19 protein-coding genes are annotated in these 19422 nt (G+C 37.5%); 10 read left to right on the plus strand and 9 right to left on the minus strand.

Going from position 1 to position 19422, the window contains the following annotated elements; genetic code table 11:
- Positions 1-103 precede the first annotated feature (103 nt).
- The 3 genes from PQG54_RS04980 to PQG54_RS04990 all read left to right on the plus strand — a co-directional run bounded on the left by PQG54_RS04980 (position 104) and on the right by PQG54_RS04990 (position 3611).
- Positions 104-628, plus strand: coding sequence for an ankyrin repeat domain-containing protein (locus PQG54_RS04980; protein WP_306421360.1), 525 nt, complete (start codon positions 104-106; stop codon positions 626-628).
- 23 nt (positions 629-651) lie between these two features.
- Positions 652-1725: a histidinol-phosphate transaminase gene (hisC, locus tag PQG54_RS04985; protein ID WP_271789928.1), complete on the plus strand. Its 1074-nt coding sequence runs from the start codon at positions 652-654 to the stop codon at positions 1723-1725.
- A gap of 335 nt (positions 1726-2060) precedes the next feature.
- On the plus strand, positions 2061-3611 hold the full coding sequence (locus tag PQG54_RS04990) for a carbohydrate porin (RefSeq protein ID WP_271789877.1): 1551 nt from the start codon (positions 2061-2063) through the stop codon (positions 3609-3611).
- 100 nt (positions 3612-3711) lie between these two features.
- On the opposite strand, the gene PQG54_RS04995 is transcribed toward PQG54_RS04990, so the two are convergent.
- The 6 genes from PQG54_RS04995 to PQG54_RS05020 all read right to left on the minus strand — a co-directional run bounded on the left by PQG54_RS04995 (position 3712) and on the right by PQG54_RS05020 (position 9149).
- Entirely contained in the window at positions 3712-4119 is a 408-nt protein-coding gene (locus PQG54_RS04995) for a hypothetical protein (RefSeq protein WP_271789876.1), read from the minus strand.
- A 92-nt stretch (positions 4120-4211) separates the two neighbouring features.
- Positions 4212-4856 carry a dihydroxyacetone kinase subunit DhaL gene (gene dhaL / locus PQG54_RS05000; protein WP_271789875.1) on the minus strand — a complete coding sequence of 215 codons (645 nt, stop codon included), beginning with the start codon at positions 4854-4856 and terminating at the stop codon, positions 4212-4214.
- A 4-nt stretch (positions 4857-4860) separates the two neighbouring features.
- Positions 4861-5865, minus strand: a complete 1005-nt coding sequence (locus PQG54_RS05005) for a dihydroxyacetone kinase subunit DhaK (protein WP_271789874.1) — start codon at positions 5863-5865, stop codon at positions 4861-4863.
- Between the two features lie 38 nt (positions 5866-5903).
- Entirely contained in the window at positions 5904-6659 is a 756-nt protein-coding gene (locus PQG54_RS05010; protein WP_271789873.1) for a GolD/DthD family dehydrogenase, read from the minus strand.
- A 34-nt stretch (positions 6660-6693) separates the two neighbouring features.
- Entirely contained in the window at positions 6694-7968 is a 1275-nt protein-coding gene (locus PQG54_RS05015; RefSeq protein ID WP_271789872.1) for an MFS transporter, read from the minus strand.
- A 65-nt stretch (positions 7969-8033) separates the two neighbouring features.
- A complete protein-coding gene (locus PQG54_RS05020; protein ID WP_271789871.1) occupies positions 8034-9149 on the minus strand; it encodes an MDR/zinc-dependent alcohol dehydrogenase-like family protein in 1116 nt (371 codons plus the stop codon).
- Positions 9150-9406: 257 nt separating this feature from the next.
- Between PQG54_RS05020 and rpiB the strand changes: the two genes are divergently transcribed.
- Entirely contained in the window at positions 9407-9865 is a 459-nt protein-coding gene (rpiB, locus tag PQG54_RS05025) for a ribose 5-phosphate isomerase B (protein WP_271789870.1), read from the plus strand.
- A gap of 67 nt (positions 9866-9932) precedes the next feature.
- On the opposite strand, the gene PQG54_RS05030 is transcribed toward rpiB, so the two are convergent.
- Entirely contained in the window at positions 9933-10235 is a 303-nt protein-coding gene (locus tag PQG54_RS05030) for a DUF1971 domain-containing protein (RefSeq protein ID WP_271789869.1), read from the minus strand.
- A gap of 496 nt (positions 10236-10731) precedes the next feature.
- On the opposite strand from PQG54_RS05030, the gene PQG54_RS05035 reads away from it, so the two are divergent.
- From PQG54_RS05035 to PQG54_RS05045, 3 genes are all read left to right on the plus strand, one after another.
- The gene (locus PQG54_RS05035) at positions 10732-11775 is read left to right on the plus strand and encodes an NAD(P)-dependent alcohol dehydrogenase (RefSeq protein ID WP_271789868.1); all 1044 of its coding nucleotides are present in this window, start codon (positions 10732-10734) and stop codon (positions 11773-11775) included.
- 98 nt (positions 11776-11873) lie between these two features.
- Positions 11874-13160: an MFS transporter gene (locus PQG54_RS05040; RefSeq protein WP_271789867.1), complete on the plus strand. Its 1287-nt coding sequence runs from the start codon at positions 11874-11876 to the stop codon at positions 13158-13160.
- A 172-nt stretch (positions 13161-13332) separates the two neighbouring features.
- Positions 13333-14127: a universal stress protein gene (locus tag PQG54_RS05045; protein ID WP_271789866.1), complete on the plus strand. Its 795-nt coding sequence runs from the start codon at positions 13333-13335 to the stop codon at positions 14125-14127.
- A gap of 17 nt (positions 14128-14144) precedes the next feature.
- Here PQG54_RS05045 and PQG54_RS05050 read toward each other — a convergent pair whose 3' ends face one another.
- The gene (locus tag PQG54_RS05050) at positions 14145-15077 is read right to left on the minus strand and encodes an HrgA protein (RefSeq protein ID WP_271789865.1); all 933 of its coding nucleotides are present in this window, start codon (positions 15075-15077) and stop codon (positions 14145-14147) included.
- A 150-nt stretch (positions 15078-15227) separates the two neighbouring features.
- Positions 15228-15977, minus strand: a complete 750-nt coding sequence (locus PQG54_RS05055) for an SDR family NAD(P)-dependent oxidoreductase (RefSeq protein ID WP_271789864.1) — start codon at positions 15975-15977, stop codon at positions 15228-15230.
- Positions 15978-16084: 107 nt separating this feature from the next.
- Between PQG54_RS05055 and thiM the strand changes: the two genes are divergently transcribed.
- The 3 genes from thiM to PQG54_RS05070 are packed head-to-tail and all read left to right on the plus strand — an operon-like array spanning position 16085 to position 19335.
- Positions 16085-16903 (plus strand): hydroxyethylthiazole kinase, encoded by an 819-nt coding sequence (gene thiM / locus PQG54_RS05060; protein ID WP_271789863.1) that lies wholly within the window; start codon positions 16085-16087, stop codon positions 16901-16903.
- 37 nt (positions 16904-16940) lie between these two features.
- Positions 16941-18320, plus strand: a complete 1380-nt coding sequence (locus tag PQG54_RS05065) for an MBOAT family O-acyltransferase (protein WP_271789862.1) — start codon at positions 16941-16943, stop codon at positions 18318-18320.
- Positions 18295-19335, plus strand: coding sequence for a hypothetical protein (locus PQG54_RS05070; RefSeq protein ID WP_271789861.1), 1041 nt, complete (start codon positions 18295-18297; stop codon positions 19333-19335). The genes PQG54_RS05065 and PQG54_RS05070 overlap by 26 nt, the downstream gene beginning before the upstream one ends.
- Positions 19336-19422 lie beyond the last annotated feature (87 nt).

Genomic DNA, 19422 nt, shown 5'->3' on the forward strand with positions numbered 1-19422 from the left:
TCATGCTGTTTTTAACAAAAATTAAAAAGGATTACTTTTCTTTTTATTCAATAACGATAAAATAAAAACAACACCTATATTTTAGCATGAACAAACAAGGCAAATGATGATGTCCAATTCCCCTCAAGAACCTATTTTTACTCCCGAAAAAATCGAAGCGTTATATTTTGACACAGCACGTCAAGGGGAAACGGAATTACTTGCTGAATTTATCAGGGCTGGCATGGATATTAACCACCAAAATCACGAAGGGCATACTGCACTGATTTTGGCTTGTTATCATAACCAACTTGAAGCGGTTAAATTATTATTAGAAAAAGGTGCTGATCCTAACATAGTTGATAACAAAGGTGCCACCGCTTTGACTGGAGTTGCTTTTAAGGGATATATTCCTATCGCACAATTATTAATTAAAGCAGGTGCGAATGTTGATGCTGAAAATAACCTTAAACGCACAGCATTAATGTTTGCAATTTTATTTGGTCGAAATGACATGGCTAAATTTTTAATAGAATCAGGGGCTAATCCACATCATACTGACGGTGAAGGGGTCACCCCTATTCAACTGGCTGAACGCCAAGGGGATGAAGAGTTAGTTACCTTATTAAAAGCTAAAAATATTATCTAAAACTATTATTTCAGGAATTGATGATGAATAATCCATATTGGAGCCCCTTTGTGAATGATATTGTTCCCTATACGCCTGGGGAACAACCAAAAGTAACCAATCTTATTAAACTCAACACAAACGAAAATGCTTATGGTGTTTCACCCAAAGTGTTACAAGCACTAAAAGATGCAGTTGATGACCACTTAAAGTTATATCCAGATCCAACATCACAACAGCTTTGTGCTGAGCTCGCCAAATTACACTCTGTTGATATTAATAATATTTTTGTCGGCAATGGTTCTGATGAAGTGCTAGGGTTTGCATTTTTTGCATTATTAAAACATGATAAACCTATTTTATTTCCCGATATCACCTATAGCTTTTACCCCGTTTATTGCAATTTATTCGGCATCCACTATAAAACAATTCCTCTAACGGATAATTTTGAAATTAATCTTCAAGAGTATGAAAAAGAAGATTGTGCTGGAATTGTCATTACCAATCCCAATGCACCAACAGGATTATTGCTGAACCCACAATTAATAAAAAAATATCTTATCGAACACCCACAGCAAGTCGTTATTGTTGATGAAGCCTATATCGATTTTGGAGGGGAATCAGTTGTTTCATTAATTAATCAATTTCCAAATTTATTAGTTGTAAGAACCTTTTCAAAATTCTATGGGCTAGCTGGACTAAGAGTTGGCTATGCTGTAGGCAATTCCGAACTAATCGAAGGGATAGGGCGGGTTAAAGATAGCTTTAACTCTTATCCTTTGGATAGACTTGCTCAAATTGCAGCAACAACCGCCGTACAAGATATTCAATGGTCTATTGATAATGCTAATCGTATCATTGAAAACAGAGACTATTTAACCAAAGCTCTACAAAAATTAGGATTTAGAGTATTAGATTCAAAATCAAACTTTCTCTTTATTTCCCATTCTAACATTGCTGGAGATAAACTCGCAGCTAAACTAAGAGAAAAGAATATATTAATCCGATATTTCAATACCCCTAGAATAAAAGATTGGCTAAGGGTTACCGTGGGAAATGAAGAAGAATGCAAGATGCTTATTCGGGAAATGCATACTATTTGTGATAATGAACTTTAGCAGCAAGATATAATAATGTTATTGAATTAATAGTTTAAGTAATACATCTATTAAGTAATTATTGATGTATTACTTTGTTTACTATTTTATATATGAAATAAAAAGCTGTAAAATTTGTTATTAAGTAGCAATATAAAATCAGATATACCTTCTAATTTTATTAATATTTGCAATAGATATATATAAATTACATAATATTATAATATATATCAGAAAGTATTGTACATAAATATCACAGTATTTATTTACTGGTTATTATCTTTACATATAAATTGACAAAAAAGGATTATAATAGTTGAAATAAGCTAATCTCAATTAATATAAGATTCAATCCCATGACTAAAATCTTAAATCCTTCTTTATGTACTTTTATTGTATATGGTAAGAAATTAGCATCATATTCTTATTATCTTCCTCTAATCATTATATTTTGCAGCAATCAATCTCATGCTGCTCAGCCCTCTGCATTAACAACTCACGATGCGTCACCATCACCTAATAGCAGCAGCGCAAACCCCACAAAAAAGACACCTCCTCCTGCGAAAGTTCTGGATCAAGACACAGGGCAACATCCTGAAGACAAGGATATGTTATTAAAAGATATGTGGGGCGTTCGCCCTTGGTTAGCAAATTATGGCATTACCTTTACCGCAGTTGACATTAACGAAGTATGGGGAAACCCTTATGGCGGCAACAAGCAAGGTGCTGCATATGAAGGCATGACCACGTTGACTTTGAACTGGGATCCTGAGAAAATTTTGGAAATAAAACATGGACTGTTTAATATCAGTGGTATGCAAATCAGAGGTCGGCAATTCACAGCAGAGAATCTTAGCAACCTTAATAATATCAGTGGTATTGAAGCCAATCGTTCCACAAGGCTATGGGAACTATGGTACCAACAAGGATTTTGGGATGACAAATTTACAGTACGTATCGGTAAATTGAGCTTGGATCAAGAATTTAATATCAGCGATTATGCCACTATGTTTATGAATGCTTCCTTTGGTTGGTCGATGGTCAGCTCTGTTGATACCTATAGCGGTGGAGTAGACTATCCTCTGGCTGCTCCTGGTATTCGATTTGCTTTTCAGCCCAATGAAAATTGGACAAATTTATTTGCAATTACCAATGACAATCCAAATAATGTTCCTTTTTGTAATCCATCAGGGGCATTTACATGTGATCCACAAGCAAAACATCTTTCTGGAACGCATTTTAATTTTACAACGGGTGTGTTTATTATCAATGAGCTGCAATATCATTTAAACCCTGCTCCTGATGATAAGGACAAATTATCATCGACAGGATATCCAGGAACTTACAGGATTGGCGCTTATTTTGACAGCGCTGGTTTTCCCGATCAACGATATAATGCGCAAAAACTACCGCTTGCTGATCCTGACAATGCCCAAACTATGTGGAAACATCGTCATAATTGGTCTCTCTATGGAATCATCGACCAAATGGTGTGGCGTAATAAAAATAGAAACCATTCTATAGGTCTATTTGGTCGTATTCAAACTTCACCAGGAGACCGTAGCCCTGTTAATCTTGGTGGCGATGCTGGGATTGTCTATAAAGGTATGTTTAATAGGGAAGATGACTCTATTGGTTTTGCTTGGGGATTTGGTCGCTTTGGAGATCGAGCCAGACAATATGATCGTGATTATCGCTATTTCAATAATGATCCCTCATGGCGCATCAGAAGAACAGAACACCACATAGAATTAGCATGGCAAATCCAAGCAACCCCATGGTGGGAAATCAAACCAGATTTTCAATATATATTTAATCCTGGTGGGGGATTAAATTTAGAAGAAGGGTACCATAAACGCATTCAAAATGAAGCTATATTTGGATTAAGATCGACAATTAATTTTTAAATCTTTTTGATCTCTCTATATCTTTTCAATGAATAAATAGAGAGATCAATATGCCAAAAGCTTAAGAGATATTTATAGTGAATGCTTTTGCTGATGAATATTACCGACTATCCCAATGCAAATTATTCCATCGCATCTCTTTATAATAGCCTTGTTGAATTTTCTTAAAAATTGCTGAAGGTTTATCTTGTGTAAGATAATTGAAATGCAAAATAGAATCTTGACCTTCTAAAAACATTTGTAAGATTGGCGTTATAGATGAAATTATATAACGAGGTCTATAATTTTCCTCTTGCGCTACAACAGCACAAATTAAAGGACGATTTGTAGCAACAACCCAGCATGCTTTACCATCACTAATCCTTGGAAGATCATATTGTTGTGATAATATCGTTAACAGTTCATGCATAGTCATTTTAACGCTACATGAATAGTTTCTTCGATGATCTACAATATCATCTGCCATACAAACACTATCACGATCAATCACTACATCAATACATTGCATGATAATCATCTCTTATAAACATATAAAAAAACCGTGACCTCTTAAAAGAAGACACAGTTCTTTTAACATTTAACAAGAATAATCAAGGAGAATTATTTAATTCTTGCTTCTAGACTGTCAGCGAGTTGAGTTACCAATAAACAACATGATGTCGCACCAGCATCCAAAACGCCTTTTGAACGTTCACCCAAACGGCTTGCACGGCCAATTTTAGCCACTAAATCTTTGGTTGAATCACGACCTTTTGCAGCAGCATCTTTCATAATATTCAATGCTTCTTTAAAAGTTTTACCGTCTTTCACTGCTTGTTGAAAAGTTTCAACCGCAGGAAATAATGTATCGACTAAACATTTATCACCCTTTTGAGCTGGGCTGATATCTTGAAGTTCACTCATCCCATTCACCAACATGGCTTGAACATCTTCTTTGGTGAGTTCAGTTTTACCTTGAATACTGTCTGACCAACCGGTGAAGATACAGCCATATAATGGCCCCATAGAACCACCAATGCCTTCCATCAAAGAATCACTAAGTTCAGCCAAGGCTTCTGATAAAGTTAATTCCTTACCATCAATACGGGTTTTACAAATATTAAACCCTTTAGCCATGTTAATGCCATGATCCCCGTCGCCGATCGCACCATCGATTTCACTTAAGTAATCCCGATTGCTAACGATCACATTGATCAAATCATTAACGACATCAACACCATTTTTAATAACAACAACTTCAGACATTTTATTAACCTTGAACCATACCAAGAGAATGAACAGGAGCATCAACAAGTTTCTTCAACTCGTCATCTAATTTCATCATAGAAAGGGTAACACCCATCATTTCAAGCGAAGTGAAATAGTTGCCCACGTAGCTACGATGAACCTTAACGCCTTTTTCTTTTAAAATACGATCAACTTCAGCATAATAAATATACAGCTCCATCGTAGGGGTCGCACCCAAACCGGAAACCAAGACAACAACTTCAGAACCGGCTTCAAAAATACCCTCTGTTAAAATTGGTTCTAACATAGTTGCTGCCATTTCTTTAGCAGGTTGTAATGGAACAACATTGATACCAGGCTCACCATGATGACCGATACCAACTTCCATCATTCCATTATCAATGTTGAAATTAGGATGACCAACAGCTGGAATAATACAAGAGCTTAATCCAACCCCAATAGAACGACAATTATCAATTGCTTTTTGAGCAGCTGCAATCACGCCATCAAGGTCGTAACCGGCCGCTGCAGCTGCACCACCTACTTTCCACATCAAAATTTCGCCAGCAACGCCACGACGTTTTTCTTTTTCTGTGATTGGTGCAGAAGCAACATCATCATTAGCAACCACTGTTTTTACAGTAATACCAGCAGCAGCAGCTTTTTTCACTGCCATTTTGACATTCATATTGTCGCCAGCATAATTTCCGTATAAGCACGCAACGCCAGCGCCACCATCAGCAGCTTTCATCGCATCAAGAAAAGCACCCGCGGTTGGTGAAGAAAAGATTTCACCAATAGCAACAGCATCCACCATGTTTTTACCAACATAGCCCAAGAAAGCAGGCTCATGACCAGAACCACCACCAGTGACAATCCCAACTTTTCCTTGTTGTGGAATAGAAGGATATTTCAATACTCTTTCGTGATTTGTTTTGGAAAAAAACTCTGGATGAGCAGCAACATATCCTTCAATCGCATCTTCTACAACAAGATTAGGGTCGTTAATTATTCTGTTCAATTTCATAATTTATTCACTTCTATTTAAGTAACATGTATGTGATCTTACTGAATTGTAAAACCACCATCAATAACTAAATTTGCACCATTAATAATAGACGCTTCACTGCTTGCCAAATACACGGCAGCAGCAGCAATTTGATCTGGTTCAGCAAAACGGCGTGATGGAATTTTTGCTTTGAACTCATCTCCCACAGCACCAGCCCACACCGTTTTACCCATTGCCGTTAAGACAACAGTCGGAGAAATCGAATTCACATTGATATTGGATGGTCCCCATTCCAAAGCCAATACTTTGGTTAAACCAATAACACCCGCTTTGCTGGCACAATATGAAAGATGGTTTGGAAGTGCGACAACACCTGCTTGAGAAGCAAAGTTAATGATAGAACCTTGCTTTTGTTTTAGCATCACTTTACCGACAGCTTGAGAAACAAAGAATGTTCCTTTGAGATTAATCGCAATCGTTGCATCCCAACCTTCTTCACTGACATCCTCAGCAGCATCTAATATTGCAACACCTGCGCAATTCACTAAAATATCAATACGACCATAATGATCGACGACTGCTTTGATGGTCTGATCAATTTGATCTTTTTTGGTTACATCAAGTTGTAATCCAATTACATTTTCTGCATTCAATTCTTTGGCGATTTCTGCAATATTTTCTGCACGATCTAGTAGTGCAACTTTAACACCTTTTTCTAGATAAGCCTTGGCAATTTCATTACCAATCCCTGCACCACCACCTGTAATGATAGCAACTTTTCCAGATAAATCGAACATTTCTTTTTGAGACATGATGATATCCTTTGTGATCTGATTGTTAATTTGTTTAAAGGGCTTCTTTAACTGCAACGCTTAACTCATGCTCAACACTGTCGCCAGAGGGCTGTCTTACATTTACAAAAATCATCAATATAGCGGCTACTATATATAAGACTGTATAAATATAAATAACGCCCGCACTGCCAATAGAAGCAATAAATAATGTTACAATAAAATATCCAAAGAAATAGCTCATCCCTGCACCAAAATTAAGAATGGACATCGCTGCACCTTTTTCATTTGGAGCCAACATTGGCATGATTGCAGATAATGGAACAAACGCAGCAAGGAAACAGCCATAAACACTAGCAATAACAGTAATCGTTAAAACAGAAGCATGAGATATAATAGCATAATAGAACAAGAATGTTGTAATTGCACAGCCAACACAACCAAACCACATCACCACATTACGCCAACCTAATTTATCCGCAATAATGCCCCATAATAAATTAAATGCAACATTGGTCATCCATAACCAGAAAACGACAGACAACCAAACACTTTTGTCATAACTTTGAGCAATTAAGAGCGCAGGAATAAAAACAGGGAACCCATAAGCAGCACTGGTATTAATCATACGAACGATACCGCCCATTGCAACCTTTGGCTTTTTGGTGAGAATTGTTAACCCGTTAAGCAAATAAGCAAAAGATGCTTTTTCTGATTTTTGATTATTGTTACTAGCAGTATCACCACCACTCAAAGCCAAAGCAATAATCGCGCCCAATGTTACAAAAATTAACGCCGTCCACAATAAATGCAAATGCTGCATGTGGAAATAATTCAGCATAATATCAGAATATTTGGTGCCTATGACAGCAACCCCACCTGAATACATAAACCAAAAAATACCAACAGCAGATCCCAAACGTTCTGCAGGTGCTTCATACGCAACCCAAACTAAAAAGCCATAAGCAAATAATGGATATGCCAATCCACGAATAGCATAAGTCGGAATAATCCAATATAAGCTATTCGTAGGGATACCAAAGGTCAGAAAGAAGAATGAACCAATATAAAATAAAACGAGCCCGATGAACATCACACGCCTGACACCAAAGATTTCAGCCAAAACGCCAGAAAACCATGATGAAATAGCCACCATCAGTCCATATATGGTATAAATAAGACCCGTTTGAGCCTCGGTCATACCGTTATGCTGTAAATAGTCAGGTAACCAGTTGAGTTCCAACCCTTCACCGGCCATAAATATCATTACCCCAAAATAACCCAACATTAATTTTGGTGAAACGAAAATTCTATTAATTATATTGCCCATACACTCTTCCCTTATAAACAAAAGCCTAGCCATTAGTCAGCTAGGCTTTGCATCAACCGAAATGGCTATCTTCTATTTGGATCCAAAACGATTTTCAAAGAACCAACGCCTTTTTTCATTAGTCCAAAGGCTTCTTGATATTCTTCTAATGCGAATACGTGTGTTACAACGCCCTCTGTTGGGAAATCTCCATTTTGAATACCCTTAATGGTCATTGGATAACAATATGGACCAAGATGAGACCCTAATACATCCAACTCTTTACGATCGCTGATAATGCTCCAATCAACTGCCACAGGATCTTTGAATACTGAAAATTCAACAAAACGACCCAATTTGCGGATCATCGCTAATCCTTGTTCAACAGATTTACCCGCACCTGTTGCTTCAATATAAATATCACAACCATAACCTTCGGTCATATCTTTGATTTTTTGAACGACGTCTTCTTTGGCAGGATTCATCACGATATCGGCACCGAATTTCTTTGCCATAGCAAGACGGTCTTCGTTTAAATCGAGAACAACTAATTTATCTGGACCAGACTTTTTAATCGCACCAATCATCCCTAGGCCAAGAGTACCAGCACCAGAAAGCACAACAACGTCACCCAATTTAACGCTTGCACGTTGCACAGCATGCATTGAACATGCATATGGTTCGATCAATACAGCTTTTTCCATTGGCAAATCATCAGGAACGCGATGGTTGATTCCTTCTTTTGGAAGTTTGATATATTCCGCCATTGCACCATTAACGTTCTTTTGGAAACCATATAGATCGTGTTTTTCACACATCCAATATTCACCACGATTACAAAAGCGGCAATCCCAACAAGGAACGATTTGTTCAGAGGTAATACGATCATTTAATTTAAAATCGTTAATCCCCTCGCCATAAGCAACGACGTGACCAATGAACTCGTGCCCTGGAATCATTGGGGCCTTGATATAAGCAGGTTGTTTTTCATCCCCCCAAAAGCTTGGGGCACCTTCGAAAGATTTAATATCTCCAGCACAAATACCGCATGCCTCGACCTTGACTAAAATTTCGTTTGGACCAATTTCAGGAACAGGCACTTCTTCAAAACGATAATCACCAGGAGCATATGCCACAATAGCACGCATCGTCTTAGGAATATTATCTAATTTAGCAACTGGGCCAGTTTTAATCTCTGTCATCGTGTGACTCTTTCTTGAACTTTTTAGGTTTAATTCTAGTCTGACATCATTTATTAATTTAAAAATTAATACAAATAAAATACTTGTGATTTGACTTTTAAGATCGTTAGAACAACAAAGGTTAATCAGACAAATTCTCTTTGATATTAGAGTGTTTATTATTGGAAATAATATATTTTCTGTATGTTATCATTGAACTCTTTGTGATATTTACAGAAAGCAAATATTAACGAAAACTTTAACCCTAGGAAAAAGTAATGTTACCTATTGCTATTGGCTGTGATGATGCAGCGGTTAATTTAAAAAATACACTTGTGGAATGGTTAGAATCTATCGGCATCAAAGTCGTTGATTACAGCACAGACGCCAATCGTGAGTCTAATTATTATCCTGATATTGCGTGGTCTGTTGGCCAAGCAATCAAAGAAGGAAAACACGAACGCGGAATTTTAGTTTGCGGGACTGGTATTGGCATGGCTATTACTGCTAATAAAATTCCTGGAATTCGTGCAGCACAATGTCATGATACATTTTCTGCTGAACGTGCCAGAAAAAGCAACGATGCGCAAATTATCACTTTGGGCGAAAGAGTTATTGGTCCAGAATTAGCAAAAACCGTCGTTAAAGCTTGGCTAGATTCTGAATTTTCTGGCGGTGGTTCAACCCCTAAGGTAGAACGCATCTCTTATTATGAAAAGAAAGCCATTTCTTCTTAAAGGTCAAATTCATAACACTATCCAAAGCCACTCTTAAAACTTATTAAAGAGTGGTTTTTTTTAATTCTCAACAGGGTTCTTTGGCATAAAAAGATAGTTGGCAACGAACATCCTCACTACAAGATACAATTCGATGATATTGTTTGGGTTGTATTAAGGGAGGCTGATTCTCTTTGGAATATTCAAGTCGATCGATGACTTCATCCTCATCTGACATAAACTCCATTATTAAAGAGCCAGACAAGATTACTAACTTTGCCCATGTTCCAGACTTAGTATTATGACGACTTTTAAATCCTTCTGGTATCGTTTGTGCCGTCCAAACAGAAAGAGTTTTATAACATACTAAATCTTCATTTTTATTACTCATTACTAACCCCTTTATTCAATTTTATCACATAATTTTGACCAAAAAATGTAAAACAATAAATTGCTCTTATTTTCCAGTATGCTATCATTAATATGAACAAATATTAAAGTTTTTCAGAAAGATGACATAATATACATATCTAAAACAAAGAATAATTTATTTATTAGGGTGTTGAACTTTATTAACTCATAAGGGGGCAAAAATGCGTATTTTAAAGCTTACAAACTGGTTCAAAATTTTTGCCATAAGTACAACCATCATTCTAATAAAACCTATGCTAGACGATACAGAATTCCTAATTAATTTACTCATGACTTGGGAATAACAAAACGTATATATACGATGGACAAAGCACCACATAAAACAGAGTCACAATAAAATTTACTCAGCTATCTAGTTCCATATTGACCAAAATCACATCTTTGTGATTGTTCAATAAATGAGGTTGATGCTATTTCCCATATTACTGTTTTTTCTCGTCTTTTAGGAGGTTTTTATGGCAAAAGCTCTTGTTTTAGAAAGCAAAGGTAAGCTGAGCATTCGTGACATCGATTTACCCAGTCATGTCGGCGCAAATGATGTTAAAATCAAAATCCATAACGTTGGTGTTTGTGGCAGTGATGTCCATTATTATACACATGGAAAAATTGGGCCTTTTGTTGTAAATGAACCAATGGTCCTGGGGCACGAAGCCTCTGGTACTGTGATCGAAGTCGGCAAAAACGTTACTAATCTTAATGTTGGCGATCGCGTTTGTATGGAACCTGGTATTCCAAACCTGCATTCTAAAGCTACACAGTTGGGGATTTATAACGTTGATCCTGATGTGCGCTTTTGGGCGACCCCTCCTATTCATGGATGCCTGACCGAAACGGTTGTTCATCCTGCTGCCTATACATTTAAATTACCTGATAATGTTTCTTTTGCCGAAGGTGCTTTTGTCGAACCTTTTGCAACTGGTGTACATGCTTGTGTCAAAGCACAAATTAAACCAGGAGATGTGTGTTTAGTTGCTGGGTGTGGTCCAATTGGTATTTTAACCGCATTGGCTGCATTGGCTTCTGGTGCAAGTAAAGTCTTTATTTCTGATGTTGCGGCTCCAAAACTAGCAATCGCAGGCCAATATGAAGGGTTGATCCCTGTTAATATTACCAAGGAATCCTTGGTTGACAAAGTCAGAGCTGAATGTGGCAAAGACTGGGGCGTCGATGTGGCATTAGAAGCTTCTGGACATCCTTCTTCTTATGATCCATTACTTGCATGTGTCAGACCTGGTGGAACCATTGTATTTGTTGGAATGCCTGTTGATAAAGTTCCATTTGACTTGGTAACAGCACAAAGTAAAGAAGTGCGTATGGAAACTGTATTCCGTTATGCCAATGTATATGATCGTGCAGTCAGCTTAATCGCATCAGGAAAAGTCAACCTAAAACCATTGATTTCAGGTGTTTATCCATTTGAAAAAGCAATTGAAGCATTTGAACGTGCAGCATCTGCGAAACCTGATGATGTAAAATTACAAATTCAATTGGTTGAGTAAATTATTTTACTTCTGTGAATATCTAAGCCCGTCATGACAATGATTATGACGGGCTTTTTCCCCTTTACTGATTATTTCTCTTTTTGTGGACATTACAAATGAGCAATTCCCAAACAAAATCCCGTATGGTGATTGGTATGCCTGTTTCCCTGTTTTGGGGATATATTGCAGTTGCCCTATTTATGGCTGGAGACGGCTTTGAACAAAGTTTCTTGGCCCATTATATTCATCATGATTTAGGCATCGCCGAAGATAAAGGTAGCTTAATTTTTTCCATTTATGGGTTAACTGCTGCACTTTCCAGTTGGTTATCAGGGGTTTTCGCTGAAACCTTTGGTGCCAAGAGGATTATGATTATTGGTGTCATCATGTGGATTGTTTTGCATGCTGCTTTTATGCAATTTGGGATTGTTCCACATAATTACTACGCTATTTTCGCTTTTTATGGATTAAGAGGATTTGCCTATCCTTTATTCTTTTATGGATTCTTTTATTGGGTCGTTAAAGAAACGCCTGATAATCAACTAGCCTCAGCAGTAGGCTGGATTTGGTCTATGTTTACCATCGGGTATGGGATTATCGGATATTGTGTGCCTTATTTCTTTGTAGAAAAAATGGGAGCAGAATTTACCCTGTGGCAAGCACTCATCTGGGCGACTGCTGGTGCTGCAATTACAATCTTTCTTTTAAAAACCCCACCTGAAAGCAAAAGCGAGAAAGAACATAAATCACAATTATCTTTTGGTGCCAGAGTCAGCGAAATTTGCAGTGATTTAACACTCGTATTTCGTAGCCGTGATTTAGCCATTGCATTGGTTATTAGAGCCATTTGTAATTTCTCTCTTTTCGGGGTGCTCACCGTTGTTCTCCCGAATTTCATGACTGCCAATGATGGGGGACAATTTACATTACATCAATGGCAATTAATCAGTATATTTATTTATCCTATTCAACCTTTTACCAATGTCTTATGGGGAATTATTGGGGATCGTATTGGATGGTTAAAACAAATGCGTTGGGTTGGCTTTATTGGCTGCGGAACAGCGACTATCTTATTATATTATGTGCCAACCCTATTCCCAGGTAATGTTTACGCCAGCATTGCAGTAATGCTCTTCTTTGCCTTAACAATTACTTCTTTTGTACCAATGGGTGCTATTTTTCCAATGTTAGCCCCCGAAAGAAAAGGGGCTGCCGTCTCTATTCAAAATCTAGGTGGTGGGCTCAGCCAATTTCTTGGAAATGCTTTAGTTTCTGTTATCTACTTTATCGGTTTCGGAAACTATGGAGTCTTTATCATTTATGGACTTTTATATTACTTTGCTGCCATATTGACTTACTTTATTCGCTTAAAACAACCCGGTGTTGATTACAAAATGACTTAATTTAACAAGAGCTATTCAATAACTGAATAGCTCTTTTTTTTGGATAAATCAGTAACCATAGCCAATTTAGCAACATCCAAGTAATTTTACAAAATACACAATGAATATATTTGATTATTCTATACATTATGGGTAACAATAAATTCTATAATCACAAGGTAGGAATATCTTTATGGAAAACACTAAAATCGTTGCTTGTATTGATCAATCCACCTATTCTGCTTATGTCACAGATTATGCAGCCTGGTTCGCAAACACCCTAAACAAACCATTAGAATTGCTTCATATTGGCGACTGTCCATCTCCAAATATGAAAAATGATATAACGCAAAAAACACCTCGCAGACAACTTTTGAACATGTATTATGATCGTGCTTTGGAAAAAGGTGTCGAGCCATCTTTACTGGGAATTCACGAAGAGTACGGTTATTTTATCGAAAAAATCATTCAATATGAGTCTAAGATTGACTTACTCGTTATGGGTAGACGTGGTGAACAAACTGAAAAACACCAAGAAGTGATTGGCAAGAGCATTCAACAAGTTATGCGCACGCTTCATACGCCTATTTTAACCATTGCCGAAGAGTTCAAAACCCCTAAGAATAGTATGTTAGCCTTCAGTGGCAGCGAAATTTCGAAGCGCCTTGTAAAGCATTTGGCACAAGAGAAATACTGTTTGTCTATTCCATTATACCTAATCATGTCAGGCGACAGAACAGATGAACGTCAAGAAGAATTAGATTGGGCGCACAAAACCTTGGAACACGCTGGGTATAAAGTCATTTCTTCTTTTATTTTAGGAGGAGGCAATATCGAAGATACTGTCATCCGAACAGTTCAAGAACAGTGTATTGATATTTTATTTATGGGCGCGTTCGAAAATAACTCTTTGTATAATATGATATTTGGCAGCAAAACCGTTGATCTATTGAGATATTTGAATATCCCTATCCTACACTTACATTAGAAAAAACGTATAAAATACTATTTAATTAACAAACCACTTTTGTAATAATTTGCCACGCGTTTAATGAACTCTTCCATATCTGGATTTTCTTTAACCAGGCGGTTGATTGAACGCCAATCTGGTGTTTCCCTAAATTTTGCAGGGATAATAATATTACTTTCAGAGGGATTTTCTGTAACTAGATTTATGACACCTATTCCATGCAATGCACATAGCATCCTTAACTCCTCCTCCGTCTCTTCACCTTCAATTGTTGCACAAACTAAATACCCATAATTTGCCCAACTAAAGTTGCTGACTGTTTGGAAAAAATCTTCTCTAATGGTTGACATAGTTATTCTTTTTTTCACTTCAAATGCCCAAAGATGAATCATATCGCCACCTCCTGCTTGAACACAGGTTTGAACAACGTGATGCCAACGCTCAGGGATGGCTTGCATCGCAACAATATCTGGATGTAACCACTTATTTGCATTTTTCACTTTTTTCTTTGATCTTGTTTCAACTAGCCTTTTTGAAATCAATCCAATATCACTCAAATAATGTTGTAGTAGAGGATACATTTCTTTTTCAGAAATAATTTCGGCCTTTGATTGCGTTTCAATAGTTTCGGATATTTCTTGATCTGCAATATCTTGCCCCTCAGACGTCAAAGTAAGATCTGTTTTCACAGAGGAAAACCAAAATTTCCTTGGTCTAGGTTGATCTTGAATTTCTATTGCAGAATAGCTTTTAATCGTCGTCGTCGCACGAGATCCGATTTCGGCTACGATTTGATTGACAAAAGCAGCATCAGTGGCAAACTCTTGAGTGCTATTAAGGCGCTTTTGGGCATAGAACTCAGGATATTCCTTAATTAAAGCTTCTGCTATTTCCCTAGCCGTAAAACGCTGATCTGGATTTGTTTTTAAAAAGGAAATAATCTTACTGACTTGGGAAGCAGTTTGCATATAAAAACCATATCCTATAAAAATAACTCTGATAAAATAATAATATACACGCTATTTCTCCATTCTCAACATATGATGATATTAATGCACTCCGTACACTAATATCATCATATTTTGGACTAAGTGAATATGTTAACGATTCCTACACGATTAAAAAACCTTGTTCGTTAGCCCACCGTCAATTACTAAATTTGTTCCTGTAATAAATTCTGCACGTTCACTTGCTAAGAAAAGAACAGATTCAGCAACCGCTTCTGCAGTCACCATTTTGCCCATCGGATTTTTCTTCAGGCATTCTTGAAAGAAATCTGGTGTTTCAGTTTCTATTTTATTCCAAATCCCACCTTTGAAATAAACATTACCAGGGGAAACCATATTCACACGCACATTATCGCCTGCCAACCGTAAAGCTAATGTTTTTCCATAATGATTTAATGCTGCTTTCAAAGAACCATATGGTTCTGAAAATCCATCAATCTCGACCGCTGAAACGGTTGAAATAATGACAATATTTCCATTTTTTTGTTCGGTTAAATATGGTACCACCGCATTCATCAGCGCAATATTTCCAAATAGATCGATATCTGCTGCTTTTTTCCACGTGTCCAAATCGGTGCCAGAAGCAAGCGCGCTGACATTTGAAACTACGATGTCTATTCCGCCCATTTCTTTATGAGCTTGATGGATCCAACTTTCAATTTGCTTTGGCTCTGACATGTCAACAACAGCACCTCTTGCTCTGTTACCCAAAGCAGCAACCGCTTCATTTACACCTTTTTCTTGGCGCGCACAAATATATACTTCAGCACCCTCAGCAATAAATTGTTGTGCAATGGCAAAACCAATTCCTTTGGAGCCACCGCTAATCACTATTTTTTTATTCTTTAAACCAAGTTCCATTATAAACTCCTACGTTTACTTAAATTTAGTTATGTCAAAGACTTTTCTTTACAAAATGACAATCATCGGAAAAACTATAATTTCCAATATTAAAAAAGATTTTATCCATGTTCACAGCCCTCGAAGTTTCACAAACTTTACGTAAAATCCGCCGACAAAACCCATTGATCCATAATATTACCAATATGGTTGTTACCCAATTTACAGCCAATATACTATTAGCCTTGGGTGCTTCCCCTGCAATGGTAAATGCCGAAGAAGAGGTCGAAGAATTCGTACAAATAGCCAAAGCTTTGGTCATTAACCTTGGAACTATCAATGCTCCGCAAGCCAAAGCCATGCAACTGGCCTCTCGAACCGCACACGACCATCATATCCCATGGGTTTTAGATCCCGTCGGTGTCGGCGCATGCACCTATCGTTCAAGAGTTGCTGTTGAATTATTAGCCAATCATCCAACAACTATTCGAGGCAATGCATCAGAAATCCTTGCTTTGTATGCATTATATACACAACAAGCGTCTCATCATAGCGGTCATGGCGTTGATAGTAAAGACCAACCTGAACAAGCATTAGAAGCTGCAAAAAAATTAGCTCTATCTTGTCACGCCATCGTTTCAATCAGTGGAAAAACGGATTACATCACCGATGGTCATCAAGTCATAGAAATTCATAACAGCCATATCATGATGACCAAAGTAACTGGATCAGGGTGCAGCGCCACTGCCATCACTGCGGCTTGTCTGGCCGTTGAAACCGATGCGTTGGCTGCATCAGCACATGCCATGGCTTTGATCGGTACTGCTGGAGATATTGCCATGCAAAACACCAAGGGTCCGGGAAGTTTGCAAATTGCTTTACTTGATGCGCTTTATCTTTTAAATGAAGATCAACTAATCAGCCAAACCAACATTAAATTGCAATAAAAATATATATAGTTTCTTATTCCTATGAAATGAGTCAATGTTATTCAGCACGCAAGAATTTTTAATTCTTTTCCTTCCTCTTGTCCTCATTGCTTTTTACAGCGTTGTTCAAGTCAGAATTGCAAGACAGCTGGTTATTATCGCAGCCTCTTTATTTTTTTACGGCGTGTGGAACTGGCATTTTGTGCCTTTTTTAGTTTTGCTTACCTTTATCAACTGGGCAATTGCTTGCCAATATAGCAAGAGTCTAAATAAAATTTGGCTAACCAGTGGGGTCATTCTGAACCTTTCCATGCTGGGATTCTTTAAATATGCCAACTTCTTTGCTGAAAACATAGATGATTTGTTTGGTATTCATCATACCACATGGAATATCATTATGCCTTTAGGGATTTCATTCTTTGCCTTTCAAAAAATCTCTTATTTAATCGATTTAAGACGTGGCGATAAACATATCTATAGCCTTGTCGATTTCTTTGAATTTGTAACTTTCTTTCCGCAACTCATCTCTGGCCCTATTGTTCGTCATAATGAAATTATTCCACAATTTGAAAAGAACCCTGTTAATCCACAATTATGGGAAAATATTAGCAAAGGCTTGTGCTTAATCCTGATTGGCTTGGTTAAAAAGGCGGGGATTGCCGAGAGTATTGCAATGACCTGTAATCCTTTATTCGACCAAGCAGCTCAAGGACATCTTTTAAATATCACCGAAGCATGGGTTGCTGCAATTGCTTATAGTTTACAAATCTTTTTTGATTTCTCTGGCTATTCGGATATGGCTATTGGAGCTGCATTATTATTTGGTTTGCAACTGCCTTATAATTTCAATGCCCCTTACCAATCCCATAATCTGCAAGAATTTTGGCGGCGTTGGCATATGACATTATCCCGTTTCCTTAAAGATTATCTTTATATTCCTTTGGGTGGAAATCGATGCAGTCCAGCACGACAAAGTGCTAATTTAATCACTACGATGCTACTGGCTGGGTTATGGCATGGTGCGGGATGGAGCTTTGTCGCATGGGGAGGAATGCATGGCGTTGGGTTAACGATAAATCATGGTTGGAAGAAGATTGCACCATTCCACTTGCCCAAGCCCATTGCTTGGATCATCACCCTCTCATTTTTACTGTTTAGCTGGGTGCTCTTTCGTGCCGAAAGTTTCTCAACGGCTACCCATATTTGGCAATCGATGATTGGCTTGAATGGTTTTGGAACCTATAAAATCCGCCATAATGTTGTTTTCTATCTTGCCATTTTGTTGGTATTATTTTGCCCTGCCAGCCAAAATCTAGTGAATAACTATCTACGCCCTTCAAAATGGATTGCTATTGTTGGAGGCATTGCCGCTGCTTTTTTCATTCTTTTGATTGGGGGACGCATTCCTGATGCCTTCATCTACTTCCGCTTCTAACGCTTGGCGTAAATTCGCTTTCGTTTTCCTTGGAATTACGGGCGGAGCAATCTTCTTCATTTGGTTATTTATTGTTGTTGTGGACCCTTGGGGAATGTTACCTTTATCACCGCCATTTCATCGGATTCCAATATCCACCAATGCACGTTATAGTTTCCCTGCATTGGCGGTTGATAAGCAATTCGACTCAGCCATTTTTGGTACTTCAACCAGCCGACCTTTGCAACCTCAAATTCTTAACCCCCCTTTTGATGCACATTTTGTGAATTTATCAATGAATGCTTCAACACCATGGGAACAAGAAAAAATATTTAATCTTTTCTTGAAACACCATCCGAACCCAAAAGTGATTATTTTTAATACAGATAATATATGGTGTTTTGAAGATCCACATCATTCGGCAAGACCAATACCCTTATGGATGTATGAAGGTTCACCATGGGTTGGGTATTTCAAAATGGCGAACCAATATGCACTTCAAGAAGCAGCCAACCAATTTGCATGGTTAATAGGATTTAAAAAACAACGTTATGGCTCTGATGGCTATACGCCTTTGCTACCAGCATCCTTTGTGTATGACCCAAATAAAGTCAACAAAACCTTTACAGAATGGGCACAAGAAGATAATTCCGCACCGAATGGACGGATCCCCATACAACCTGCACTGCCTAGATTACAGCGTATGATTAACAAACTCCCTAAAGAAACGGTTAAAGTGATTATCATTCCACCTTTTTCTGCTGAATTTTATGGTAAAGCAGGAGGGTGGACAGATACCAGTTGGAAGTCATGCAAAGCAAATATTGAGTCTGTTATACGAACTGCACCTAACAGCATAGCTATCGATTTTGCAATTCCAAACCATTTCACGCAACAAAGAACAAGCTTTTGGGATCCTATTCATTATCGTCCTTTTACCGCGAAAATGGTTATGGATGGAATTATAAAAGCCGTTTTGGATCATCAAGAATTACCAAATAACGAAAGTAAAATATTGGAACAAAATGTACAATAATATGTAGAGATTGACAGTATTATTTTAGGGATATCAAATAATGAAAGATGAAATATATACGAAATAAAACTCTATATTTTAAGAGCG

Source organism: Commensalibacter communis (assembly GCF_947179015.1).
In the GTDB taxonomy this organism is placed as follows: domain Bacteria; phylum Pseudomonadota; class Alphaproteobacteria; order Acetobacterales; family Acetobacteraceae; genus Commensalibacter; species Commensalibacter communis.